Annotated in this window: 20 protein-coding genes; 5 read left to right on the forward strand and 15 right to left on the reverse strand. The window is 73.2% G+C overall.

Going from position 1 to position 23,873, the window contains the following annotated elements:
* The 4 genes from STRNI_RS14530 to STRNI_RS14545 all read right to left on the reverse strand — a co-directional run bounded on the left by STRNI_RS14530 (position 1) and on the right by STRNI_RS14545 (position 7,610).
* A complete protein-coding gene (locus tag STRNI_RS14530) occupies positions 1-3,390 on the reverse strand; it encodes an SAV_2336 N-terminal domain-related protein (RefSeq protein ID WP_277411367.1) in 3,390 nt (1,129 codons plus the stop codon).
* A gap of 5 nt (positions 3,391-3,395) precedes the next feature.
* The gene (locus STRNI_RS14535) at positions 3,396-4,451 is read right to left on the reverse strand and encodes an AAA family ATPase (RefSeq protein ID WP_018087462.1); all 1,056 of its coding nucleotides are present in this window, start codon (positions 4,449-4,451) and stop codon (positions 3,396-3,398) included.
* A 349-nt stretch (positions 4,452-4,800) separates the two neighbouring features.
* Positions 4,801-7,191 (reverse strand): VMAP-C domain-containing protein, encoded by a 2,391-nt coding sequence (locus STRNI_RS14540; protein WP_277411368.1) that lies wholly within the window; start codon positions 7,189-7,191, stop codon positions 4,801-4,803.
* Positions 7,191-7,610: a CU044_2847 family protein gene (locus tag STRNI_RS14545; protein WP_018087463.1), complete on the reverse strand. Its 420-nt coding sequence runs from the start codon at positions 7,608-7,610 to the stop codon at positions 7,191-7,193. The genes STRNI_RS14540 and STRNI_RS14545 overlap by 1 nt, the downstream gene beginning before the upstream one ends.
* A gap of 153 nt (positions 7,611-7,763) precedes the next feature.
* Between STRNI_RS14545 and STRNI_RS14550 the strand changes: the two genes are divergently transcribed.
* Entirely contained in the window at positions 7,764-7,946 is a 183-nt protein-coding gene (locus STRNI_RS14550) for a DUF6104 family protein (RefSeq protein ID WP_018087464.1), read from the forward strand.
* Positions 7,947-8,062: 116 nt separating this feature from the next.
* On the opposite strand, the gene STRNI_RS14555 is transcribed toward STRNI_RS14550, so the two are convergent.
* Positions 8,063-8,266, reverse strand: a complete 204-nt coding sequence (locus tag STRNI_RS14555; RefSeq protein WP_274738130.1) for a hypothetical protein — start codon at positions 8,264-8,266, stop codon at positions 8,063-8,065.
* A 296-nt stretch (positions 8,267-8,562) separates the two neighbouring features.
* On the opposite strand from STRNI_RS14555, the gene STRNI_RS14560 reads away from it, so the two are divergent.
* From STRNI_RS14560 to STRNI_RS14570, 3 genes are all read left to right on the forward strand, one after another.
* On the forward strand, positions 8,563-9,495 hold the full coding sequence (locus STRNI_RS14560; protein ID WP_277411369.1) for a DUF4097 family beta strand repeat-containing protein: 933 nt from the start codon (positions 8,563-8,565) through the stop codon (positions 9,493-9,495).
* Positions 9,496-9,497: 2 nt separating this feature from the next.
* Positions 9,498-10,658: a PadR family transcriptional regulator gene (locus STRNI_RS14565; RefSeq protein WP_266450200.1), complete on the forward strand. Its 1,161-nt coding sequence runs from the start codon at positions 9,498-9,500 to the stop codon at positions 10,656-10,658.
* Positions 10,659-11,069: 411 nt separating this feature from the next.
* Entirely contained in the window at positions 11,070-11,951 is an 882-nt protein-coding gene (locus STRNI_RS14570; RefSeq protein WP_018087468.1) for an SCO6745 family protein, read from the forward strand.
* A 91-nt stretch (positions 11,952-12,042) separates the two neighbouring features.
* Here the strand turns inward: STRNI_RS14570 and STRNI_RS14575 are convergent, their stop codons facing one another.
* The 7 genes from STRNI_RS14575 to STRNI_RS14605 form a co-directional block, all read right to left on the reverse strand.
* On the reverse strand, positions 12,043-12,606 hold the full coding sequence (locus tag STRNI_RS14575) for a Clp protease N-terminal domain-containing protein (protein WP_018087469.1): 564 nt from the start codon (positions 12,604-12,606) through the stop codon (positions 12,043-12,045).
* Complete coding sequence (locus STRNI_RS14580) at positions 12,606-12,815, reverse strand: helix-turn-helix domain-containing protein (RefSeq protein ID WP_018087470.1); 210 nt, start codon at positions 12,813-12,815, stop codon at positions 12,606-12,608. The genes STRNI_RS14575 and STRNI_RS14580 overlap by 1 nt, the downstream gene beginning before the upstream one ends.
* A gap of 68 nt (positions 12,816-12,883) precedes the next feature.
* Positions 12,884-13,969, reverse strand: a complete 1,086-nt coding sequence (locus tag STRNI_RS14585; RefSeq protein WP_018087471.1) for a C40 family peptidase — start codon at positions 13,967-13,969, stop codon at positions 12,884-12,886.
* A 23-nt stretch (positions 13,970-13,992) separates the two neighbouring features.
* Positions 13,993-14,475: a poly-gamma-glutamate biosynthesis protein PgsC/CapC gene (locus STRNI_RS14590; RefSeq protein WP_018087472.1), complete on the reverse strand. Its 483-nt coding sequence runs from the start codon at positions 14,473-14,475 to the stop codon at positions 13,993-13,995.
* On the reverse strand, positions 14,472-15,836 hold the full coding sequence (gene pgsB, locus STRNI_RS14595) for a poly-gamma-glutamate synthase PgsB (RefSeq protein WP_274738122.1): 1,365 nt from the start codon (positions 15,834-15,836) through the stop codon (positions 14,472-14,474). Before pgsB ends, STRNI_RS14590 begins: the two co-directional genes overlap by 4 nt.
* A 6-nt stretch (positions 15,837-15,842) precedes the next feature.
* Positions 15,843-18,074 carry a HAMP domain-containing protein gene (locus STRNI_RS14600; RefSeq protein WP_159489044.1) on the reverse strand — a complete coding sequence of 744 codons (2,232 nt, stop codon included), beginning with the start codon at positions 18,072-18,074 and terminating at the stop codon, positions 15,843-15,845.
* A gap of 179 nt (positions 18,075-18,253) precedes the next feature.
* Positions 18,254-19,420 (reverse strand): CapA family protein, encoded by a 1,167-nt coding sequence (locus STRNI_RS14605; protein WP_381844623.1) that lies wholly within the window; start codon positions 19,418-19,420, stop codon positions 18,254-18,256.
* Between the two features lie 137 nt (positions 19,421-19,557).
* Here STRNI_RS14605 and STRNI_RS14610 point away from each other — a divergent pair, with 137 nt between their 5' ends.
* Positions 19,558-20,454 (forward strand): hypothetical protein, encoded by an 897-nt coding sequence (locus tag STRNI_RS14610; protein WP_277411370.1) that lies wholly within the window; start codon positions 19,558-19,560, stop codon positions 20,452-20,454.
* Positions 20,455-20,525: 71 nt separating this feature from the next.
* On the opposite strand, the gene STRNI_RS14615 is transcribed toward STRNI_RS14610, so the two are convergent.
* The 3 genes from STRNI_RS14615 to STRNI_RS14625 form a co-directional block, all read right to left on the reverse strand.
* Positions 20,526-21,194, reverse strand: a complete 669-nt coding sequence (locus STRNI_RS14615; RefSeq protein WP_277411371.1) for a HutD/Ves family protein — start codon at positions 21,192-21,194, stop codon at positions 20,526-20,528.
* A gap of 35 nt (positions 21,195-21,229) precedes the next feature.
* On the reverse strand, positions 21,230-22,192 hold the full coding sequence (locus STRNI_RS14620; protein WP_018087478.1) for a zinc-binding dehydrogenase: 963 nt from the start codon (positions 22,190-22,192) through the stop codon (positions 21,230-21,232).
* A gap of 156 nt (positions 22,193-22,348) precedes the next feature.
* Complete coding sequence (locus tag STRNI_RS14625) at positions 22,349-23,572, reverse strand: NAD(P)-dependent malic enzyme (RefSeq protein WP_018087479.1); 1,224 nt, start codon at positions 23,570-23,572, stop codon at positions 22,349-22,351.
* Positions 23,573-23,873 lie beyond the last annotated feature (301 nt).

Here is a 23,873-nt window from a genome sequence, read left to right on the forward strand (position 1 = left end):
TCAGGCGGTGGATTCGAGGGCGCGCATACGGGCGCGGGTGCGCTGGGCCTCGGGGCCGGTGTCCTCGCCGGCCCGCTGCCACTGCTCCCAGCTCTCGCGGTAGGCGTGCAGCGCGGAGCGGGGGCCGGCGGTGACCTCCAGGACCTCGCCGCGGCGGTGGTGGGCGCGGGCGGCCGGCAGGGCGCTGTCGGCCCGCCGGGCGGCCGCGGCGGCCCGGCGGTAGCAGGCGGCGGCCCGGTCGTGGCGCTCACGGGAGTCGAAGCGGCGGTCCAGCAGCAGCTGCACATCGCCCACTTCGAGCCAGGCCTCGGCCGACACCGCGTCCGGTACGTCCGCGCCGCGGGCGGCCAGCTCCAGGATCCAGTCGGCCTCGTGCAGATCGGCGAGCGAGGGCTGGCGTTCGTAGCGCAGGCGCAGGGCGCGGCCGAACAACAGACGGTGGCTGCCCAGGTCGGGGTCGTGTGGCGCGACCCGGCCCAGTGCCTCGCGGAGCACGTGCACCGCCTCGTTGGCCAGCCGCTTGCCCGGCTCCTCGGCGGGCTCCAGCCGGGCGCGCAGCAGCAGTGCCGCACCGCGCTCGGCGAGCAGCGAGCTGTGCTCGGTCGAATCGGGGGTGGTCAGCCGGAGGGCGGCGGCCAGCGCGGCGATGGCGGCGTCGAGCGCGGTCAGGTCGCCGGTACGGGTGTGGACGGCGCGCTGGGCGGCGGCCGTACGGCGCAGGCTGTCCGCTTCCAGGGCCCGGTCGTCGAGTTCATGGGCCAGCGCACGGGCGCGTTCGAGGGTGGGCAGCACGGACGGACGGCCGGCGCCGCCGTTGAGCTGGCGGGCCGCCGCGAGGTCGAGCAGGGTCTCGCAGACCAGCCGGTCGGCCGCGCCGCCGCGGCGGCGCAGCAGGACGGCGGCGGTGTCGAGATCGTCGGCGGCGCGGACCGCGAGCGCCTCGGCGGGGTGCGGCCCCGCGGTGTCGCCGCGGGCGGCCCGGCGGGCCTGGTCGAGGAGGACACCGCCGCGGGCGGCATAGACCTCGCCGGGCACCTGCTCCCCGCTGGGCCACTGGTCGAGGAGGGTGGTGAGGGAGCGTTCCGCCTCGTCGAGGGGGTCGGGGTCGGTCGCTCCGTCGGTGTCCGGTACGGCCGGCAGGGCGGCCAGGCGGCGCAGGACCTCGGTGCGTAACACCATGCTCTCCAGGACGCGGGGGTCCAGCAGGCTCATCAGCCCGCAGGCGGCGTGCAGATGACGGGCGGCGTCGGCGAGCGCGGTGCGCTCCTCGGCGGGGGTGCCGGCCGTCCGGCGTTCCCGGGCGCGGGCGTGGCCGACCCGGCCGAGCACGATCAGCGCCCGGGTGCGCTCGGCCTCCCGGCCGGCCGTGGCGCCTTCCTGGTCGTCGGCGGCCGGCTCGCCCGCGGTGGCCCGTTCCGCGGCGCGGGCCGCGCGCTCCGCCTCCTCCAGGGCGTCCGGCTGGCGCCATGTCGCCCAGGCGTGCAGCAGCGCGCGGGCGAGGTCGGTACCGGCCACCGGCAGGCGTTCGGTGGCGGCGCGCAGCAGTCGGACCGCCTCGATCAGATCCCGGACGGCGCGGTCCTGTTCGTAGCGCTCCAGGAGGGCCGCGCCCTCCGCGGCGGGTCCGTCGGAGGCGTACGGCCGGCGGACGGGCGGGCGCAGCGCCGGTTCGAAGCGGCGCAGCACGCGTTCCGAGACCCGGGCGAAGGGTTCGGGGACGGCCCGCCGGCCGGTCTCGGGCTCCCGGCCGCTGCCGGAGAGCATGGCGACCGCGACGGCCGGGAAGTTGCGGGCGCTGCGGCCGAAGGTGCGCTCGACGTAGAGCGAGCAGTGCTTGAGGACCAGGGCGGCCTCGCCCGCGCTGAGCCGGGCGAGGAGTTCGTCGCGCACCCCGGGCACGAAGTCGTACCAGGGGCCGCTCACCCCGGCCTGCTCCCCCGACGGCCGCTCGTCCGGCGGGAGTTGGGTGACCAGCCCGCTGAGCAGCACCTCCGCCAGCTCGGCCGGGCCGGTCTGCGGCAGCATCGCGCGCTGGACGAGCTGGATGACGGGGAGGGCGAGCGGGACGGCGGAGAGGTGGACGGCGAGCAGCCGGGCGGCGGGCGAGGCCTGCTGGTCGAACTCGCGGACCATACGGGCCGGCGCGGCGGGCCCGGGCGCGGGCGGAGGACCGGCCGGATGCTCGGTGCCGTGGTCGGCGCGTACGACGGAGGCCGCGCCGCGCAGCGCGAGACCGGCGTCGGCGGCGGCCAGCCGGGCCCAGGAGCCGAGCGCGGAGGGGGTGGCGGAGAGGACCGGAACGGCGCGCTCGCGGGGCGCCTCGGACGCGGTGCCCGGCGGCCCTGCGGGACGGCGCCGGCGCCGGGCCGGCCGGAAGTCGAGCGCCTGGTAGGGGCCCTGACGGCGCACGAGGGTGCCGGCGACGGCGGGCAGGAGGGTGCGTGCCCACATCCGCTGCGGCAGCGGCTGGACGACGGCGAGCGGGGCATCGGCCGCCCAGCGGTAGAGCAGCCGCTGCATCCGGCCGTCCCGCCAGAGGGGGCCCGCGCAGTCGCTGACGACGAGGGTGAGGTGATGGCCCGTCGGGTCGTGCAGCTGGTCGACGGGGCGCAGCGGGCGGCCGGGGCCGGGGGCCGCCGCGACCCCCACGTCCGGGCCGTGCGGATGGAGGTAGTGCACCGTGACGTCGCGGAAGGCGCCCACGCGCTCGCAGACCTGGCGCAGGTCGTGCAGCATCTGCTCCCAGACGGCCATCGAGGACGAGCCGTCCATCAGGAGCCGCAGTCCGGCCGCCCGGCGGTGCACCCCGCGCAGCACCGGGATGATCATTTCGGCGTGGGCGGAGAGCTCGGCGGTGGCGGGCTCGTCCAGCTTCCGGGGGACCGGGGCGACCGGCGGGCGGTAGCGCTGGATGGGGCGCAGCGCGCGCTGCAGCGGCAGCAGTCCGGGGAACGCGGAGGCGATCGGGACGGCGACCTCGCCGAGGCGCTGCCGGTCGGGGTCGGGGAACCTCGTGGGCGTCTCGCCCAGGGCGTGGCTGGGCAGCAGCTCCGCGACCCGGCGCCGGGCGCCGTCCTGGAGCACGGACGGCGAGGGGTCACCGTCCGCCGGTCCGTCCCCGCCGGCGGCCGCGGCGGTCCCGCCGGCGCCCGCGGGGTCGGCGGAGGCGGCCGGTCCCACCCGGAAAGTGGCCGGATCTGTACGGTCCGGACGGTCCGCGGGGGTGGGAACGGTGTCCGCGGAGCCCTCGGCCCGCGGTTCACCAGGAGTGATCCACTGGGCGAGCCAGAGGGCGTCGGCCATCCCGCGGGCGTCGGCCGGCAGCCCCGCCGCGGTCAGCCGGGCGACGAGTTCGTCGAGGGGGCCTGGGCCTGGCTCCCCGGGGGGCACCGGGCTCACCTCGTCCGGTCAAGGGGCCGCATCAGCTCCGCCGTCAGACGCCGTCGCGTCTCCTCCTCGTCCTCGTCCGTCCAGCCCGCTCTCTGCGTCAGGTGGATGGCGTTGAAGAGCTGGTCGACGGCGCGGACATCGCCGGGCTCGCGGTCCAGGAAGCGGTCGATCACCGCCTCGTAGCGCTCGGCGGCGCCCTCGCCGAAGTGCGCCCGCACCATGGCGGCGAGCCGCTCCTTGTCGGGCACCGGGATGTGGAGGTGGATGCAGCGGCGCAACAGGGGCGCCGGGAAGTCCCGTTCGCCGTTGCTGGTGAGGACGATGAAGGGGAAGGCACGGCAGCGCACCCGGCCGTCGCGCACCGTCACCCGTGCGCCGTCGTCGCTGAGCACCTCCACCTCGGGGGCGGATCCGGCCAGCCTCTCCAGCTCCGGAATCCGGAACTCCCCTTCCTCCAGCACATTGAGGAGGTCGTTGGGCAGATCGATATCGCTCTTGTCGAGCTCGTCGACGAGCAGCACCCGGGGCCGGGCGGCCGGCAGCAGGGCCGTGCCCAGCGGGCCGAGGCGGATGTAGCGGCCGATGCCGCCGCCGGGTTCGTCGGTGGGGTCCGGGCCGGGCGCGGCCCCGCTCTCCGCGGCGGCCGGGGCGGCGCGGGCGATCTGGAGATCCTGGAGGCGGCCGATGGCGTCGTAGTCGTACAGACCGTCACGGAGCGTGCTGCGGCTGACGACCGGCCAGCCGAGCACCCGGCCGAGGCCGAGTTCATAGGCGACCGAATGGGCCAGGGTGCTCTTGCCGCTGCCCGGTGCGCCGGTCACCAGCAGCGGCCGGCGCAGATAGAGGGCGGCGTTGACCAGCTCGCGCTCGGTCTCGCCGGGGCGGTGGTGGCTGGCCTCCCGGTGCTGCACACCGAGCCTGCGCTCGGAGGAGGGGTCGAGGGCGGCCGGCGGCGCCACGAGGGGGCCGCCGTCGAAATCGCGCCAGGGGGGTGGCGGCGGAAGATGCTCAATTCCGTCGTGCGGTGCCCCCGCGCCACGGTAGATGAGCCAGTCGCTCACGTCGGAACTCCTCGTCGCCGGCCAGGCCTCGGTCAGGAGCGATGGTCATGGCGGAGCGCCGGGGACATCGGCATCCGCTCGGCCTCCCCCCGCGTCCGCCACCCACAATCACGCAGTCGCGTCATCACGAACAAGTCTTCCACGACGCTATGACAGTACCCAGCCGGACGGAAGCGCACGGGGCGGTTTCCGGTCTCCCCCGCGGGCACCGTGGGCGCCCAAGTGCCAGGTACGGGGCGCGACTTGCAGCGGGAGGGGCGGATGCCGCGGGGGTGGGCACCGGGCGCGTGCGAGGCGTACGGGGGCGTGCGCGGCGCCCGGGAGGTCAGGGGGCGGCGCCCCGTACCGCTCAGCGCGGCGACACCTGGGGGCGGTCCGTGAAGAGCGGCGGAATCGGGTCCTCCGGGTCGTCGTAGAGGAGCACCAGATCGCGCGCCCAGTGCGTGCCCTCCTCCGCGGCCTCGGCTGCCTTGGCCCGCAACTGCCGGACCAGTTCGGGGAGCCGGGCCACCCCGCCCGACCCCTGGAGCAGCTCCCGCACCCCGCGGTGGAACTCCTCGCAGCCGGCATCGCAGTCCCGCTCCTCGCCGTGCCCGTGTGCGGGCCACAGCCCGGCCGGGAAGCCGGTGTCCAGGGCGACCCCGACCGCGTCCCGGCCGAACCCGTCGATGACGGTGTGGCACAGGGCCGGCAGCGCACCGTCCCCGGCCGTCTCCAGCAGCCGCCAGATCGCCTCGGCGGAGCCGCGCCGGGCATCGGCACCCGGCCGCGGCGGGATGCGCAGGGCGTGCAGTTCGCGGGCGGCGGCGAGGCCCTGCCAGCGGCGCAGCCACGCCGGGTCGACCTGTTCCCGCCGCCCCTGGTCCCGCAGGATCACCGCGCGCCCGGGGCCCACCGGCCGCAGCCGGGCGGTGCGCCGGGTCGAGGCCGCGACCTCCCACTGGCCGGCGGCGGTGTCCCAGTGGCCTTCGGGGACGGCGACCTCCAGGCGTACCCGGGCGCCCGGACCGGCATCGCCGTCGGCCCGCAGCAGCCGCCCGCCGAGCCGCCGCAGCACCTGCTCCCGCGCCTGCTCGAACGGCACCCCGCCGGCCGACTCCTGGACGTCCACCCGCAGCCACTGCCCTTGGCCGTAGCCCTCGCTGACCGACCAGTTGAACAGCTCCTGCCCGCCCTCGTCGTAGAAGAGCGGCTCGAACTCGACGAGCACGGAGCGCGGCCGGCGGCGCACCGGGCCTATCCTCCGGCGGTCCTGCGGCTGCAGCACCACTGCCTTGGCCTGCACGAACTCCGCGAGACGGGCGGCCTGTTCGCGCACCCCGGCGGCCTCGTCGCCCGGTACGTCGCGCACCTCGTCGGCGGTCAGCTGCGCCACGATCCGCAGATAGTGCACAAAGGCGCGCAGCTCGGTGTACGGGTCGCTGCCCTGGTAGAGGGCGCCGTGACCGTCCCGCCAGGTACGCAGTGACCAGGCGCCGGGCCGGTCGCCGCGCTCCAGCACCTCGCCGACCGCGGCCTCCACGACCAGCGGATCGCGCGGTGCGGGCAGCCGGGCGAGCAGGTCCAGCGCCTGCAGCCGCTCCTGTACGCCCCACAGCCGGCCCCGGCCCGCCATGATCGCGTGCTGGGCGTCGAACCAGGTCGGGCCGACGGCGCTGCCGAGGTCCTGACCGGCCCAGTGCCAGCGGTCGTGCAGGCTCATCAGTGCGTGGTACGGGTCGGGCCCCAGGCCCTCGGCGCCGGCGACCAGGTGTTCCGGCCCCAGCCCGCGCAGCGCGGTGACCGGCACCGCCAGCCCGACGTGGTCCTGCTGGTGGCGGCCCTTGACGATGCCGACCACCTCGCCGCGGTCACAGTCGAGCAGCGGCCCGCCGGAGGCCCCGGGCGTGACCCGGACATCGCTGCCGAACTGCAGGCCCCGGGCGTCCCGGGCGCCGAAGCGGACCGCGATGAAGGGGTCGACGGGGGTGGTGGGGGCGCGCGGGCCGGTGGGCGCGTGCGGGCCGGTGGGCGCGTGCGGGCCGGTGGGCGCACCGCGTCCCTCCCCCTCCCCCGGCACCCGGGGGCCGCCGGGCCTGTCGCCCCGCTCGGGCACGGTGCGCCCGTCCCGTGGGCCGCGAACGTCACCCGGGTCACGTACCGCGCGTTCCCCCCGGCGGCCCGCGGCCGCGCCCTCGCTCACGCCACCGTCACCGCTCGCGCAGCCGTCGCCGCTCACGCCACCGTCACCACTCGCGCAGCCCTCGCCGCTCGCGCCGCCCTCCCCGCTCGCCGCGCCGTCCCCCTCGGTGCCCGCGCCCGGCCGGTCGTGCCCGCGGAAGATGTACGCGTCCTCCAGGAGCGTCGCCGGCTGATCGCTGAGCCAGGCGCAGGGGTGCTCGGTCTCCGGGTCGAGCAGCCGAACCAGGGCGAGATCGGCGCGGGCGGCGGCAGGCCCGGCGTCCGGGTCGGGCCGGCTCAGGTCGTAGGCGAGCCGCGCGGGCACCACCCGGCCGCCGAAGGTGACCCCGAAGACCCCGTCCGGACCCGTGTCACGGCGCCGCCCGTCGCTCGCCGCGAGCACATGGGCGCAGGTCAGCACCCATCCCGGAGCGATCAGTACCCCACTGCCCCACGGCCGGGCGCCGGCCCTGCCCGGCACGGCGCACAGTCCGACGGTGGTGCGTCCGGCGTGGTCGAGAAGCTGTGTGTAGCGGGCGCGGTCACCGCGGCCGGCGGCCCGGCCCTCGGAGGTCGACATCAGCGGCTCGAATCGTCCGGCTCCCGGCGGTCGGCGGTATGCAGCCCGTGCGGTTCGTCCCGGGCCGGCGCCCCGTCCTCGCGCCGCCAGGTGAGGGTGACGGAGAGGTTGGTCTTCGCCTCGCCGTCCGCGAGCAGGGCGACGGCCTTGCCCGGCTTGGCCGACAGCTCCACGCCGAAGGTCACGCTGGTCTCGTGCGGTGCGACCCGTTCGGTGGCCTGCCGGACGCTGGCGGCGACCCCGCCGATCACCTCGCGGAGCCCTTCGACCCTGGCCCCGAGCGCGTCCCAGGCACCGACGTCCTCGAATTCCCCGTCCGCGTCGTCCGCCCCGTCGGGTCCCGGGGCGTCGAGCCGGGAGACCCGGGCCCAGACTTCCGTACCGTCGGGAAGTTCGATGCGCTGTGCGCGATCTTGCATCACGGCCTCCTGCGCCCCGTGGGCGGCAATTTCCCAATTGCCGCAGGACCGTTGACAGGTGATCAGGCTAGCCGTCGGGCGTCTGTGGCGCGAGAGGTCCGTGAGCCTGCCTATCCTGGCTGGGAATGACCCATGACCCCTGGTGGAGAGCGCGTGTATTTCACTGACCGTGGCATCGAGGAGCTGGAGAACCGGCGCGGCGAGGAGGAGGTCACCCTCGCGTGGGTGGCCGACCAGCTGCGTACGTTCGTCGACCTCAATCCGGACTTCGAGGTACCGGTGGAGCGGCTGGCCACCTGGCTGGCCCGCCTGGACGACGAGGACGAGGACGAATAGGCCACCGAGGAGCGCTCCCGGGAACGGGGCCGCGGGGCTCCCGCTCCCAGGCAGCCGGGTCGTGCGCGGACGGCCCGCTCCCGGAAGGCGGCGGACCGTCGTGACCGATCCGGAGATCAGGAGTAGTGCAGCGCCTTGCGCAGGCGGCGCCGCACGTCGCACTCCTCGTTGAGGGCCGCCCGCCCGGCCCGCCGGTCGTGCTCGTTGTACGCCTTCTTCTCGATGTACGCCTTCTTGTTGTGGTGCTCGGCGGCCTCGGTCCCGTTGGCGGCGTCGTCGAGGGCTCCGCGGATCTCCTCCGCGGGGCGCGCGTGCGGCACACACCCCCGGCATTGACGATCTTCCCCCGAGCCGAGTGGCTGCACTTCGCGGCCTTCTTGTAGCTGCGCCCCCGGTCGGCCGAACTGGCCGTCTCGTTCAGCGAGTTGGCCTTCACGATCAGCCCGTGGCACGACGCGGCGGCGAAGGCGGGGCGGCCCTCCCCCTGCGACCGGTTGCGCCCGGGGAGCAGCGGCTCCCCTCGGCACCAAGCGCTTGACTTCCCCCATCCGCGATATATCGTGTCTTCAAGAGACGCGATATGTTGCGTTGTACGGCTATCCAGGGGAGGCCAGGAATGTCAGCCCGGAGCGAGTGGTCGCAGCAACCGATACAGGTGGCCGAACCACGCACGCTGGAGATCTCCGACCCCCTCGACGCCCTGCACGTACGCGTGGTCGGCGGCACCGTCAACGTCGTCGGCACTTCGGACGGCGGTCCGGCCCGTGTGGAGATCAGCGAGCTGCACGGCCCGCCGCTGACCGTCTCGTGCGAGGACGGCACCCTCGCGATCGCCTACGAGGACCTCCCCTGGAAGGGCTTTCTGAAGTTCCTGGACCGCAAGGGGTGGAACCGCAGCGCGGTGATCTCGGTGACGGTGCCGGCCGCCACCCGCGTCGAGGTCGGCGTGGTCGGGGCCGGCGCGGTGATCTCCGGGATCTCGGGGCGTACGGACGTCCGCGGTGTCTCCGGTGACTCCACGCTCGTCGGACTGACCGGCAGGGTGCGGGCCGACACCGTCTCCGGCAATGTCGAGGTGCAGTCGGTCACCGGCGATCTGCGGTTCAACTCCGTCTCGGGGGATCTGACGGTCATCGACGGTGCGGGCGGGACGGTGCGCGCGGACTCCGTCAGCGGCGACATGGTCCTCGACCTGGACCCCGCCCAGGGCGCGGACATCGCCCTGACGACGGTCTCCGGGGAGGTCGCCATCCGGCTGCCCGACCCGGCCGACGCCAAGGTCGAGGCCAACACCGCGAGCGGCACGGTCTCCAACGCCTTCGACGATCTGCGGGTCACCGGCCAGTGGGGCGCCAAGAAGATCACCGGCGCGCTCGGCGCGGGCACCGGCACCCTCAAGGTCACCACCGTCTCCGGCGGTCTGGCCCTGCTGCGCCGCCCCGCCTTCGAGGACGGGGAGCACCGGCCGGGCGACCCCGGCGCCGGCTCGGCCCCCGGCCCGCAGGGGGACTCCCCGACCGACCCGCCCGCAGAGAAGAAGGTGCTCTGAGCATGCCCCCCGTCTTCGCCCATGGCCGCCTCCGCCTCTACCTCCTCAAGCTGCTGGACGAGGCGCCGCGGCACGGCTACGAGATCATCCGCCTCCTGGAGGAACGCTTCCAGGGCCTCTACGCCCCCTCCGCCGGCACGGTCTACCCGCGGCTGGCCAAGCTGGAGGCCGAGGGCCTGGTGACCCACACGACCGAGGGCGGCCGCAAGGTCTACTCGCTCACCGACGCCGGGCGGACCGAACTCGCCGACCGCGGCGGTGAGCTGGCCGATCTGGAACTGGAGATCCGGGAGTCGGTCGCCGCGCTCGCCTCCGACATCCGGGAGGACGTGAGCGGTTCGGCGCGGGATCTGCGCCGCGAGATCCGCGAAGCCGCCCAGCAGGCCCGCAAGGACGCCCGGGGCGCGGGAAAGGCCGGGCGGACCGGCGACGCGACCACGGACGCCGGGGCCGACACCGGGGAGCGGCCGTTCGCGGACGCCGCCGACTACTTCGACGGCGCGTTCGGCGACAAGGAGTCCTGGCAGCAGGCTAAGCAGGAGTTCCGCCGCGCCAAGGAGGAGTGGAAGGAGCAGGCCCGCCGGGCCAAGGAGGAGAGCCGGCGCGCCAAGCAGGACGCCCAGCGGGCCCGTAAGCAGGCCAGGGACGCCCAGGTGTTCGCACGCGAGGAGGTCCAGCGGGTCCTCAGGCGCGTCCAGGAACAGACCCAGGGGGCGGTGCGGTCGGGCGACTGGTCGGGCGCGGTGCGCGAGGCGCTGTCCGAGGTGTCCCGCGAGGTCGGCCGCTTCACCAACGGCCCGTTCGACGCCCGGCGGAGCGAGGGCGAGCCGGGCGCGGCCGGGCGGGCCGGTGCGGACCACGGCACGAAGGTGACGGTCGAGCGCGTCGACGAGGCCGGGGAGGACCCCGGGGCGGACACGGCGGCCGAGGCCCCGCCGGCCCCGGAGTGGGCGGAGGAACCGGCCGGCGACAACCCTGCCCGGGACTTCGACCGGCTGCTGGACCGCTTCCGCGACGATCTGCGGGACGCGGCGCGCGACCACGGGGTCACGGCCGCACAGCTCAAGGAGTCCCGCCGCCGGCTGTCGACGGCCGCCGCCCATATCGGCGCACTGCTGCGCCACCCGGAGCAGTACGCGTCCCGCGCGGACCGGGACGACTGAGACGACTGAGACGGCTGAGACGACTGAGACGACTGAGACGACTGAGCCGTCGGGAACGGGGCCGACGGCTCGTGAGACCACCGCGGTGGGGCGGGCACCTCAGGGTGCACCCGCCCCACCGCGGCCCTCCGTGTCCGACTGAACTTCCGGTACGCGAGGCGCTCCGGGCCACCGGGCCCGCCGCGGCCGGAACCGGAATCCCCCAACCAGGCTTCTGTTACCCACAGTTGCCATCTGTGGTCTGGATTCACGCGGCGTAATCGGGGAAGTCACTACTTCGCACGGCTTTTCGTCCGGCGCCGGGTTCCAGGGAGCCCCAGCTGCCCGGTTCCGCGGGCCGACGGCCGTGTTCAGGACCACGGTCCACGTCTCCCGTCTGCGCACGCATCGTGAAGGCCATGAGGTAAAGCGATGTCGGAATACCTTTCGGTCGCCCGCCGGATGTGGCACCTTCTGGAGCCACTGCACGCCACGCTGTACTTCGCGCCTGAGGCACGCCAGGTCGCCGCCACCCTCGGCCATGACGTCGTCTCCCGCTGGCCCAGCTACTTCGCCTGGCGGACGGCTCCGCTGGGCGCCGCCGGGCCCGAGCTGGTCGCCGCGACGTACTACACCTTCAGCCCGCGGATGGTCACCCGGTACCTCCCGCGGATCTGGACCGTCGCGGACCCGGCCAAGGTGCTGGACGCCCGGCTGCTGGCCATGGACCGTGCGCTGACCGCCCTGATCGACGGCCGGCTGACCACCGCACAGCTCGCCGAGGCGGCGCGGCTCGCCCGCCAGGCCGCCGAGAACGCCGGGACCGCCGCCCGCCCGCTGGCCGCCGCCAACCGCGATCTGCCCTGGCCGGACGCGCCGCATCTGGTGCTCTGGCAGGCCGCGACCGTCCTCCGCGAACACCGCGGCGACGGCCATCTGGCGGCCCTGCTGACCTGCGAACTCGACCCCTGTGAAGCCCTGGTGTCGTTCGCCGCGATCGGCGCCGCACCGGCCGCCGATTTCGTGGGGCGCGGCTGGAGCGCCCAGGAGTGGAGCGATGCCCGGCACCGCCTCGCCGCCCGTGGCTGGATCGCTCCGGACGGCACCGCGACCGACCGCGCCCACAAGGAGCGCGAGGCGATAGAGCGGACGACCGACCGGCTGGCGGCCGGGCCGTGGCGGGCACTGGGCCACTCCCGCGCCGAACGGCTGGCGCAACTGCTCCACCCGGTACTCGGCGCGGTCTTCGAGGCCGGCTATCTCCCGCGGCACAGCACCCTGGGCATCGGGAGGGTGAAGGTCGGCTGCCCGTAGGGGCGGGCCCGGACGGACCCGCCGTAAGGGGATCCCGTTCCACCGGACGGCCACGAGGCGGTCCCCTGCCCACGGAACCGCCCCGCCCGGCTCAACTCGCTTGCCGGCCCCGCGTCTTGTCGAGCAACCGCACCACCGCGTCGTAGGTCACCCCGTGGTCAGCGAGCACCGCCGCGGCCGGTCCGGGCCTGGTGGTCAGCGCGAGCAGCAGATGCTCATCGCCGAGGTGGCGCTCACCGCGGCCGGCCGCGATCCGCAGGGCGCGCTCCAGCACGGCCTTCGCCTCCGCGGTGAACGGCCGGCGCAGCCGCTTCCCCCGCCCGGCCGTCCCGTCGGCGGCCAGCGCGCCCACCCCGTGGGCCTCCTCCACCCGCGCCACGATCGCGTCGATGTCGATCCCCAGCCCGGCCAGCGCCGCGGCGTCGGCGGTCGAGACCCCACCGCGCCGGCGCACCGCCGCGAGGGCGTCCGCCACCGATGCCCGCCGCTCGTGGACACCGAGCGCGGCGAGCACCCCGGCGGCCGGTGACTCCGTCCGCTCCAGCAGCGCGAGCAGCAGCTCCGGTTCGCCGATCGTGCCGTTGCCCGTACGGTCCGCCTGCTCCGCCGCGCCACGCACCACCGCGCGCGCACCGGCCGTGAACTTCTCGAACATCAGCGCCTCCCGTGCTTCTTGTGCACTGCCTGTCTGCTGACACCCAGCTCCGCCGCGATCTCCTGCCACGACCAGCCCTGCGCGCGGGCGCTGCGCACCTGCACGGCTTCGAGCTGCTCCAGCAGCCGTCGGAGCGCGGCCACGGCGCGGAGCCCGACCCTGGGGTCCCGGTCGCCGGCCCGCTCGGCGAGATCCGTTGCTTCGGTCATGGTGTCAATCTAGATTGACACCCGGAGAGCGTCAACCTCAATTGACAGGCGTCTTCTCGCGGGATTCCTCACAGGCGCTTGGCGCTGCGCAACGCCCTGGCGTAGTAGCCGTTTCCGTCCAGCCGCGACGTACCGCCCTTGTCCCCGATGGTCGGGCCGTTGACCTCTTGCCGGCTCGATATGAAGACCTGGTGCCCGTCGGAGTCGTTGCCCAGGTACATGCCGACGTGGTCGAGACGCTCCTCGGTGCGGGCCTCCAGCTTGAAGAACACCAGGTCGCCGGGCTGGAGCACATCGGTCGAGGCAGGCCTGACAAAGGCCGGCGCGGAGCCGGTCAGCGGCACGACGCCTACGCCGAGCCCGGAGCGGGCCATCCCGTTGGCCGTACGAGGCAGGCCGTCGCCCCTTCCGTCGTCCGCCCTCAGGGGGTAGCCGGCGCGATAGCCCAGCACCGCCCGGATGAAGCCGGAGCAGTCCATGGACCGCGCCCGCGCCCTCTCGGGCTGCATCGAGGTGCCGTCCCGGAAGGTGTACGGGATGCCCAGGTAGTCGTAGAAGTCGGACTCCTCGAGCCGCCGGCCGGCGCCGGACCCGCCGTGCGCATCGATCGGCCCGTAGTTCGCGTCGCCCGCGTACCTGACCCCTGCGGCGTTCTGCTTCACGGGGGCCTGGGCGACATATTGGAAGGCCATCGCGAAGAGATCGTCCTTCTCGCTGCCGAAGTTGTCCTTGAACCAGTCCTTGAACCACTTCTCCTTCTCGGCGCCCTTCCGCCAGGGTTCCGGCATCATCCGGACCCAGTTGTCGGTGACGATCCGGGACGTGGTGGCGGCGGGCTCGGTGAAGGTGCGGCTCCGGCCGGTGAGGGTGGCGGTGCGGGCCCCGTCGGTGAAGGTGGCGAACACCTCGCCCTTCTTGCCGCGCAGCACGGAGCGGGCCGGACTCCGGAGCCGCTCCCAGGTCAGGTCGCCGGAGAGCCCTCTCGTCAGGGACGACTTGAGGCCGGCTTCATCGGTGACCGCCGGTATGGCAGGTGTCGTGGTCTGCTCCTCCTGGCGAAGTGCCACGGTGAGGTACGCACTGCCGGCGAGCAGGGCGGTCACGATCACGGCGTGCAGAACGCGGCGACGGCCGCGCTGGGTCTTGGCGCTCATGGGATCGGCTCCGAATCGTTCGGTCAGGCGGACGGCATGACGCCGAGCAGAATTCCGGCGGCCAGCACGACATAGGCCATGAGCGTCACCGAGCCGGTGGCCAGCACGGTCGGGCCCTTCGGCTGGCGGACCAGCTGGTAGGCGATCAGACCGGGGACGATGAACCCGAGGGTCTGATTCGTGTACATCAGCGGGAACTCGAGTTGCAGCACGATCATCAGCGTGCCGTTGATCACGACACCGATCAGCACGACGGCCGCGAACAGCCGCTTGCCGTAGAGGATCGCGACCCGCTGCACGAACAGGGTGGCCAGGTACGTAAGGACCGTCACGCCCACGACCATCGCGGCACGCTGGAGATCCTCCACCAGGGTCAGCGCAAGCCAGCCGGGGGTGATCATGCCGCCTGGTGAGAGGTTGGTCGTCAGGTAGCAGACGAGCGAGAACATGAGCCCGAGGGCGATGCCGATAGCGGCGATCTCGGGCGTGAGGACGGCGGGGATCAAGGGTGCTCTCCTGAGCTCTGCCACGAATCGGTGTGCGGGTGCTGCAGCGGTACGAACGGTTGGTGAGGGCGGGACTCGTGGGCCGGTGGGTGCCCGGTGGACAGGTCGGCCGGGGGTGCGGGGCGTTCCGCGGAGTCCGCCGGGCCGTCCTGGGGGTGCTGCGGAACGCCGTCGGGCCCTTCGTCCGCGGGAAGTTCGGCCAGCTGCTCCAGCAGGTGCTCGCCCTGGCCGTGGATGTTGCCGACGGCGACCAGCGACGAATCCGGACCGAGGTGGTTCACCATCCGATCCATGAACTCCTCGGGGTCGCGGCGGTCGCCGCCGAGGTCCACCGCACGGGAGCGCCACGCGGCGGGGATCGCATCGATCGCGCTCTTGGCCGGATGCCCGATCACGAAGACCTTGTCGGGTTCGAGTTCGGGGATGATCTCGCCCATCTGGCCGTTGCGCTCGACACGGTCCGGGCGGCAGTTGATCACGACGTTCAGGGGCCGGTGGACCGCGCCCAGATCGAGCAGCTGACGGATGTTCATCAGCGTCGACTCGGGGTCGTTCGCGGCGAAGACATTCGCGAACCGCAGCCGCTTGCCGTCGGGCGTGCGGTACCGCTCGACGGAGAGGACACCCGGGTCCGGCGGAGCGTCGTACATGCCCTGCAGCGCCGTCCCGCGGTCCACACCGAGCAGTTCCGCGACGGCCAGCGCGATGGCCACGTTCTCCTTGAAGGTGAACCAGCTGAAGCCGCGCAGCTCCTCATCGGTCACCGTCCCGGGGTCGGCGTAGATCAGCCGGCAGTCGCGGGCGTCCGCCTCCTCCTGGAGAATGTGGAACCGGTCCTGCTCGGCGGTCACACAGATACCGCCCTCCGGCATGGAGCGGGACAACGAGCGGGCGACATCGTCGAGGGTGGGCCCCATCTCGGCCAGATGGTCCTCGCGGACATTGCACAGGACACCGATGGTGGACCGGATCAGCTTGGACTGGTTGATCTCCTGCAGTGCCGGCATGACGGCCATGCACTCGATCACCAGGGCGTCCGGGTGGTACGCGGCGGCCCGCCGGACGATGCCGATCTGCTCGACCACGTTGGCTATGCCGAACTTGCGGTAGACCGGCTCCTCGGTGGCGTCCGGGTGGATGAACCGGGCCGCGGTGCCGGTCGTCTTGGCCACGGTGGCCAGGCCGCCGCCCCGCAGCGCACCCGCGCACAGCCGGGTGATGGAGCTCTTGCCGCGGATGCCGTTGACGAGCACCCGGGTGGGTATGTGCTCCAGATTGCTGAAGTGCCGTCGCTGCTCGATGATTCCGGCGATCAGCAGGATCGCGCAGCACACGACGAGAACGGTGTAGAGGAAGAGCACGGTCCGTCAGTTCCTTCCGGCCAGAGGGGCACTGTCCCGCTTGCGCTGCTCCTGGAGCTGCTGCCGGATCAGCTCCAGGCTGCGGACGACGGCGCCGACCTCGTCGTGATGGCGTGGGTAGAGCACGGTGCGACGGTCCCCGTCGGCGAGCGCCTCGGCCTGTGCGGCCAGGGTGCGCAGCGGGCGCGCCACCACGATGTGCAGCCAGCCGAGACAGGCGGCGGCAGCAGTGAGACCGAGCAGCCCGGCCAGCACGGTGTGGTTCTGCACGGTGTACTGGGGCAGGGCAAGCCCTTCAGCGGGCTTCCAGCTGACCACGGTCCAGTTCAGCGACTTCGCCACGCCGCCGCCGTTGAACGGGGCCGCCGCCGCGATCTGGACGCCGCTGCCGTTGCGGTGGAGGAGCGCGCCGGGCCGCAGGCTCGCGCCGGCTCTGGCGCCCGTCCCCTGCACCAGGGTGTCGAGCCGCTCCGAGGGCAGCTTCTCGAAGGCGCGGTAGCCGGTGTTGCCACCGAGTGTCCGGCGCTTGTCGTCGACCACCCGGACCTCGCCGAGGCCGGGCCGCTTGAGCAGTGAATTGAAGAAGTCGACCCGGAACTCACCGGCCACGGCGGCGCCCTTCCGGCCCGGCACCTCTGCATAGCCCGCCACGACCGGCTCCTTGCCCCCCTCGTTGAGCACGGTGACCGCTCGGGTGCCCGGGCCCTTGCCGGCCGGGTGATGCGGAGTGCCGCCGGCCCGGGCCAGTACCTTTCCGTCGGCACCGAGGATGTACAGGGACGCGTAACGCGGGTGCTCCTGAAGGGTGCGCTCCAGGACCTCGGCCATCTGGTCCGGCGAGGTGCGGTCGCCGATCAGGGACGCCACCGAGACGAGGTCGGTACGGCCCTCGTCGAGGGCTCGCCGGACCCGGTCGGCCAGGGTGTCGGTGCGCTCGCGCTGGTCGTTGACGAGCTGCTGCGGAATGACGGCCTTCGCGTCGGCGTGGTTCAGGGACAGCGCCAGTGGGGCGGACCAGGCGAGCAGGAGTACCGCACACGCGGCCGTCAGGCCCCGGACACCGATCCGGCGCAGCCGCCGCGGGGTGGCGGGGTCGCTCGTCCCGTGCGGCGCGCCGAGGAGCTGGCGCCGCAGACGTTCCAGTGCGTGGCCGACCCGGGCCGCCTCTCCGTTTGCGGGTACGCTCACGGGCCGCTGCAGCTCGCCTCCGGTGAGTCGGCGGCTCTCCAGGAAGAGCCGGAGCAGCGGGCGCTGCACGAGACCGAGAAGCAGAGCCACGACAGCCGCACCGATGACGAGCAGCGCGCCGGCCGCGGCGACACCGAAGAGCGGGTCGGCGCCCCGGGACGGGTCCTCGGCCACGTCGACCATCGTGACGACCGTCAGGCCGAGGCCGCCGGCGACGGTGCTCTCGCCGGGCCGGGCGGGAGCGAGGGTGGCATAACCGGCTGCGGCGCGCTCACCGTTGGACGCCCCGCCGGTGAGGCTCCCGCTCACCCCCGGAAAGCCCCCGGAACCTGGCTCCCTGGCCTTGAGGGGGTGCTGACGGGCCCTCTCGGCAGCAGTCCTGGCGAACGCCCTCAGCTCACTGTCCGCCCGCTTGGCCGCCTTCCGCTGCGGGTCGTCGAGGTCCTGCTCGGACTCGCGGCTGCCACCGCGGCTGAGAATCGCGCCCGTCGAGTCCAGCACGGCGATGGTCCGGAACTGGCCGAGGCTGATGCCGGGGACACGAAGGCTGCGGGAAGCGACGAGGAGCTGCTTCGGCCGGCCGTCCCAGGAGAGCAGGGCAAAGGAGAGCAGGCGGGTCTCACCGTTCGCCAGGCGGACCATGCGCGGGCCGAGCCCGTCCTTCTCGGACAGCTTTCCGCGGTCGATCGTCGCCAGTGGCAGGTTCTCGCCCCGTGCGGCGAGGAGCTTGCCCGACCCGATCTCGATGACGGCCGTGCCGCGCCACTTCTGGTAGACGCTGCCGACCTTGTCCAGCACGGCATCGGCCGGGACCGGGGCACCCGAACTGAGGAGTCCCGCCACACGATGGAGGTCGGTGACGCTCTCGTCGACCGAGGAACGCATGGCGATGGCGCCGTCCTCGGCGAATTGCTGCTGAGACGTGAGCACCGCCTCGGGAATCCTGTCGTGGCCGACCCTGCCGAGGCCGAGGGCAGTGACGGCGGCCAGGGCGAGCAGCAGGGCCGACAGGACGGCGATGGGCGGGCGTACGCCGCCGAGCAGTGACATATCGGCCCGGCGCCGAGCCGTGTGCCGCAGCTTCGTCCGCGGAGCGGCCGGCGGGGAACTCCCCTCCTGGAGTGGGTCGTTGGTGTGTGGGGGTCGCGGGGGCACGTGGGGCAGCCCTTCCTGAGATCCGAACGGCTGAGACCGTCCGGTGTACGGCAGTGAGAGAGGGTGACGGCGAATCAGCCGGGGATGTCCTTGAGCGGCTTGAGAGCGCCTTCGGCGGCGCCGCGGTTCAGCATCGTGCCGCGGGTCCGCTCGAAGGCGAGCCGGTAGCGGGCCCGCTGCTGCGCGGTGAGCTTCTTGTGGCCACGCAGCGCAGCGGCCACGTCCACCAACCGGTGGTCGCGTTGCCCGCTCGCCTCGCCGCCCCCGCCGGCGACGGGATCTTTCTCCTCCGGCGGGATGTCGACGAGCGTCGGCACATAGCGGGCCCGGACGTCCCAGTCACCGCCCCGCTCGGTGAACTTGAACCAGCCGATCACGCCTTCCTCCGACAGGCCGGTCGGCGTCTCGTGGCGGGCAAGCTGGTTGCCGAGTCCATACGCGATCCAGGTTCCGTGCACTTTCTCCATCGGCTGCACGACATGGGCGTGATGGCCGATCACCAGGTTGATGCCGGTCTTCTCGGCGATCTCCCTGCCCAGGGCCAGCTGCGGGGTGCTCGGGTCGGGCCGGTGCTCCTGGCCCCAGTGGACGCTGAGGATGACCACGTCGGCCCCGGCCCTGCGGGCGGCCCGCTCCGCTGCTGCGATCCGCTCGACGCTGGTCCGGTTGACCAACCAGGGCTTGTCCTTCGGCGCTTTGCGGCCGTTGAAGCCGTAGGCGAAGGAGATCTGTGCGACCTTGACGCCCTTGACGTCCATGATGAGCGGCTTGCCCGCCTCCGCCCCGCTGCGGGCCGAACCGGTGTGCCGCAGACCGGCCTTGTCCATGGCCCCCAAGGTCCGTTCCACCCCTGCCGCACCGTGGTCGAGGGTGTGGTTCGAGGCGGTTGAGCAGGTGTCGTAGCCGACCTTCTTGATCGTGGTGGTGATCTGTGGGGGGACGAGAAAGTCCGGGTAGGACCGGAAGGGGCCTTCCGGCGTGCCCACGACGGGCTCGAAGTGGCAGATACCCAAGTCCGCCTTGCTGATGACCGGTTTGATTCCGGCCATGATCGGGTTGAAGTCAATCCCCTTGACCCCACGGCCCGTTCTCTTGGCGTCTCTTTTTGCCTGCTCCGTCAGCTGCGGGTGAATCAGGATGTCTCCCGCCGCGGCCACCGTGAACGAACGTCCTTCCGCCCTGGGCGGATTGCTCTCTCCAGGGCCGGCACATGCCGCGGCGCACACCGCGAGTAATGCCAGCGCAGTGGTGCGAGCCGCGAAGCCCGCACGAAGGGTTATATGCACCCAAGTATTGTCATGCAGTTATGGCCGACACTTTCCCCGCAAAGATGAAATTTCCGAGAACGTTGCTGGTCAAAGCCATGATCGTATTCAGCATGGTGATCATCACGGCATGCAGCGGGCAACCTCCGAAGAAGCCTGACCATCCGGCCCCCACCCCGCGGGGCACCCTCGACCTGAAGCAGTACATCGCCGAATTCACCTCCGGGATGGGACCGCGCAGCGGCTACCGCGCACCCACCGGGCCACAGCAGCGGGCGGTGGCGGACGGCGTCGGTCTGTTCCTCGACGGCCGTCGCGCACAGGCCGGACAGCGCCTCGCCGACGTCGGGTTCCGCATCCGCACCCTGACCGACCAAGTCACCGGCCGCCGGTACGCCGAGCTCGCCGACGCAGCGGACACCGGCACCGCCACCCGCGGCTGGGGGCGCGTCTATGTCGACCTGACCGCCCCTTCGCGGTGGTCGGTGCAGGTCCCGCACCCGGTCGCCGACGCGCACAGCGAGGATCTCGGCGTCGCCATACTGCGCGGAACGCCCGGCGGTGTCCTGGTCCTGGCGGGTGCCCACCGCGCAGCCGGCCAGGGCCTCGCGGCCGATGTCGCGCACCGCCGGGACACGGTTTTCCACGCCGTTTGCGACGCCTTGCTCAAACGACGCCTTCCGGGCGTCCAGGTGCACGGGTTCGCGGACGATTCCGTACCCGGCTATGACGCGGTCACCTCCACCGGCGCCGGGAACCGGGGCCGCGCCACTGGCCGCGCCGTGGCCGACGCCCTGGACGACAGCGGCATCGACGCCTGCCGCGCCTGGGCCCGTGACTGTCCCCTGGAGGGCCGCACCAACATGCAGGGCCGTGCCGCGGCTGCCGCCGGAGTCCCTTTCCTGCACATCGAATTCAGCCGCGACATCCGAGGGAGCAGCAAGCGCATCTCCCGGGCCGCCGACGCGGCAAGAACAGCGACGGCGGCCTGGAGCACCACCCGGCAGTGAGGATGCGGACGCCACCACCGGTGCCCGGCCGTCCGTGCCGGGGACTCCAGCACGGACGGCCAGAGCTCGGCCTAGGGGGTGTCCATGAACCGACTCCGGGCCGGACCGGCGGACTCGACGGGGCCGGGGCCGGGGCCGGACAAGCGGATCACCGCCGCGACACCGTCCGTCCGCACCTCGGCAGGCACCGCGTCCGGCCCCGTCAGCAGCGCCGCGTCGAACCTCGCCAGCTGCACGGCGGACTCCCCGGCCGCCCCGCGCCCCACGAGCCGCGTGCTTCCCTCCACCGCCACCACGAGCACCCCGGACCCGGTGTCCTGGCCGCCCCCCGGCCGCGGCACCGGCTCCACCACCCGGTGCCCCCGCACCATCTCCACCACCGCGTCCGCCCGCCCCTCCCGCAGCATCACATTGAGGTTGACGACGGGGCCGTCCAGCAGCCGGGAGCCGGTGTCCGCGCCGCCGGGGAAGGCGAACGGGCGGCAGCGGTCCGGGAGGAGACGGGTGGTGCCGTCCACCGTCAGCTCCAGCCCGGCGCCGTCGACGACGGTGAGGATCCGCCGGACGCCGGGCAGCGGCGAGTACGGCCCGTCCCGGGTGACGTCCGCGAGGCTGACCCGCCAGGCGAAGGTGTCCCAGCCGGCGCCCGGCGGGTGCACGGCGACCTCCCGGGTCACCCCGCCGCCGTTGCTCCATGGCGCGGCGGGGCGCCCCTCCGCCCGCAGGATCCGCACGTTCACAGCCTTCCGATGAAGAGGTGGCAGCCGTCAGGCCGTCAGACGGTCAGCACGATCTTGCCGAACAGCTCGCCCTCCGCCATCTTGGTGAACCCCTCACGCGCCCGGTCCAGCGGCAGCGTCGAGTCGATGACCGGCCGGATGCCCTTGGCCGCGCAGAAGCTGAGCAGCGACGCCAGCTCCTCCTTGCTGCCCATCGTGGAGCCGACGATCTTCAGCTCCAGGAAGAAGATCCGGTTGAGCTCCCCGCTCTTCGGGGTGAAGCCGCTGGTGGCGCCCGAGATGACCAGGGTGCCGCCGGGGCGCAGCGACTTCACGGAGTGGGACCAGGTGGCGGCGCCGACCGTCTCGATCACCGCGTCCACCCGCTGCGGCAGCCGCTCACCGGTCGCGAACACCGCCTCGGCGCCCAGCTCCAGGGCGCGCTTGCGCTTGGCCTCGTCCCGGCTGGTGGCGAAGACCCGCAGCCCGGCCGCGGCGCCCAGCACGATGGCGGCGGTCGCCACACCGCCGCCCGCGCCCTGCACCAGGACGCTGTCCCCGGGCCGTACGCCGCCGTTGGTGAACAGCATCCGGTACGCGGTCAGCCAGGCGGTCGGCAGACAGGCGGCCTCCGCGAAGGACAGCTCCTTCGGCTTGGGCAGCACATTCCAGGAGGGGACGGTGACCTGCTCCGCGAACGTGCCCTGATACCGCTCGGTGAGGATGGAGGGCTTCTCCTTGGGGCCGACACCGTGGCCGGTCTGCCCGATGACGGAGTGCAGGACGACCTCGTTGCCGTCCGCGTCCACCCCGGCGGCATCGCAGCCGAGGATCATCGGCAGCGCCTCCTCGGTGATCCCCACCCCGCGCAGCGACCACAGGTCGTGGTGGTTGAGGGAGGCGGCCTTGACGTTGACGGTCGTCCAGCCGGGACGTACGTCGGGGGCCGGGCGCTCCCCCAATTCGAGGCCGTTCAGCGGCTGGTCACGGTCGATGCGGGCGGCATAGGCAGCAAACATGATCCCAACGTAGGCCGCGGCCGGGCGCTGCGGTACCGCGTACGGGTGTGACACGCACCGCGCCGCCCCGGCCGCGCCCCGCTACGCCGACGGGCCGGGCCCGCACCCGAGAGAGGGTGCGGGCCCGGCCCGTCGGCGTGGAGCGCGAGGGTGCGGTCAGCGGCGCGCCACGCCCTCGGCGCGGGCGGCGGCCGCGACGGCGGCGGTGACGGCCGGGGCGACCCGCTCGTCGAACGGCGAGGGGATGACCCGGTCGGCGCTGAGTTCGTCGGCGACCACGGCGGCCAGCGCCTCGGCGGCGGCGAGCTTCATGCCCTCCGTGATCCGCGAGGCCCGCACCTGCATGGCACCGGCGAAGATGCCCGGGAAGGCCAGCACGTTGTTGATCTGGTTGGGGAAGTCGCTGCGCCCGGTGGCGACCACGGCCGCGTACTTGTGCGCGACATCCGGGTGGATCTCCGGGGTGGGGTTGGCCATCGCGAAGATCAGCGAGTCCTTCGCCATCTTCGCCACCGCCTCCTCCGGCACCGTGCCACCGGAGACACCGATGAAGACATCGGCACCGTCCAGCGCGTCCTCCAGCGAGCCGGTCAGCCGGCCCTTGTTGGTGAAGCCGGCCACCTCGCGCTTGACGTCCGTGAGGTCGCTGCGGTCGGTGGAGACGACGCCCTTGCGGTCACAGACCGCGACGTCTCCGATGCCCGCCTCGATGAGGATCTTGGCGATGGCGACACCGGCCGCACCGGCACCCGAGATGACCGCCCGCAGCTGGCCGAGCGAACGGTCGGTGAGCTTGGCGGCGTTGCGCAGGGCGGCCAGGGTGACCACGGCGGTGCCGTGCTGGTCGTCGTGGAAGACCGGGATGTCCAGCCGCTCCTGGAGCCGGCGCTCGATCTCGAAGCACCGCGGCGCCGAGATGTCCTCCAGATTGACGCCGCCGAAGGACGGAGCCATCCGGACGACGGTCTCGATGATCTCGTCGGTGTCGGTGGTGGCGAGCGCGATCGGCACCGCGTCCACACCGCCGAACTGCTTGAAGAGGATGGCCTTGCCCTCCATCACGGGGAGGGAGGCCTCCGGGCCGATGTCGCCCAGGCCCAGCACCGCGGTGCCGTCCGTGACCACGGCGACGACCTGGGACTTCCAGGTGTAGTCGTGCACCAGCTCGGGCTGCTCGGCGATGGCGCTGCACACCTTGGCGACGCCCGGTGTGTAGGCGAGGGACAGGTCGTCCTTGTCCCGGACCGGCACGGTCGCCTGAATGGCCATCTTGCCGCCGCGATGCAGCGCGAACGCCGGATCGAAGGCGTCGTCGGGCGCACTGCCCGCGTCCGCACCGGTATTGCTGTCGCTGCGAGGATTGACGATCTCCGCTGCCACTTGTCTTACCCCTTTTATTCGTAAATCTGCTGAGGGTGGCCACTCCCTGGTTGAGGGGTGGGCGGGCACCGCGTCCGCGCCCTGCGCAACAGATGACTGCCGCGCGGGGGGAGGTACGGACGCCGGGCGCGCCGCACACGCGCCCTGAGCCCCGGATGAGGGGTGTAACGCACCTTTCTACCTGACGGGCGCGCGCCCCGACGAGTCAGATTCATTACTCTCGGGTTGAGAGTTCCGACAATAACCGCGAAATGCACAAAAAACCCAGAAGAGCCCTCCCCCTCCCCTCCGGCACCCGGGA

It is taken from the genome of Streptomyces nigrescens (assembly GCF_027626975.1).
GTDB classification, from domain to species: domain Bacteria; phylum Actinomycetota; class Actinomycetes; order Streptomycetales; family Streptomycetaceae; genus Streptomyces; species Streptomyces nigrescens.

What these genes read in the sequence shown, in the direction of transcription:
- STRNI_RS14540 (WP_277411368.1), bottom strand. Translation starts at nt 7,191, where the DNA reads ATGTCGACCTCCGAGGGCCGGGCCGCCGGCCGCGGTGACCGCGCCCGC.
- STRNI_RS14545 (WP_018087463.1), bottom strand. Translation starts at nt 7,610, where the DNA reads ATGCAAGATCGCGCACAGCGCATCGAACTTCCCGACGGTACGGAAGTC.
- STRNI_RS14560 (WP_277411369.1), top strand. Translation starts at nt 8,563, where the DNA reads ATGTCAGCCCGGAGCGAGTGGTCGCAGCAACCGATACAGGTGGCCGAA.
- STRNI_RS14565 (WP_266450200.1), top strand. Translation starts at nt 9,498, where the DNA reads ATGCCCCCCGTCTTCGCCCATGGCCGCCTCCGCCTCTACCTCCTCAAG.
- STRNI_RS14570 (WP_018087468.1), top strand. Translation starts at nt 11,070, where the DNA reads ATGTCGGAATACCTTTCGGTCGCCCGCCGGATGTGGCACCTTCTGGAG.
- STRNI_RS14575 (WP_018087469.1), bottom strand. Translation starts at nt 12,606, where the DNA reads ATGTTCGAGAAGTTCACGGCCGGTGCGCGCGCGGTGGTGCGTGGCGCG.
- STRNI_RS14580 (WP_018087470.1), bottom strand. Translation starts at nt 12,815, where the DNA reads ATGACCGAAGCAACGGATCTCGCCGAGCGGGCCGGCGACCGGGACCCC.
- STRNI_RS14585 (WP_018087471.1), bottom strand. Translation starts at nt 13,969, where the DNA reads ATGAGCGCCAAGACCCAGCGCGGCCGTCGCCGCGTTCTGCACGCCGTG.
- STRNI_RS14600 (WP_159489044.1), bottom strand. Translation starts at nt 18,074, where the DNA reads ATGTCACTGCTCGGCGGCGTACGCCCGCCCATCGCCGTCCTGTCGGCC.
- STRNI_RS14610 (WP_277411370.1), top strand. Translation starts at nt 19,558, where the DNA reads ATGGTGATCATCACGGCATGCAGCGGGCAACCTCCGAAGAAGCCTGAC.
- STRNI_RS14620 (WP_018087478.1), bottom strand. Translation starts at nt 22,192, where the DNA reads ATGTTTGCTGCCTATGCCGCCCGCATCGACCGTGACCAGCCGCTGAAC.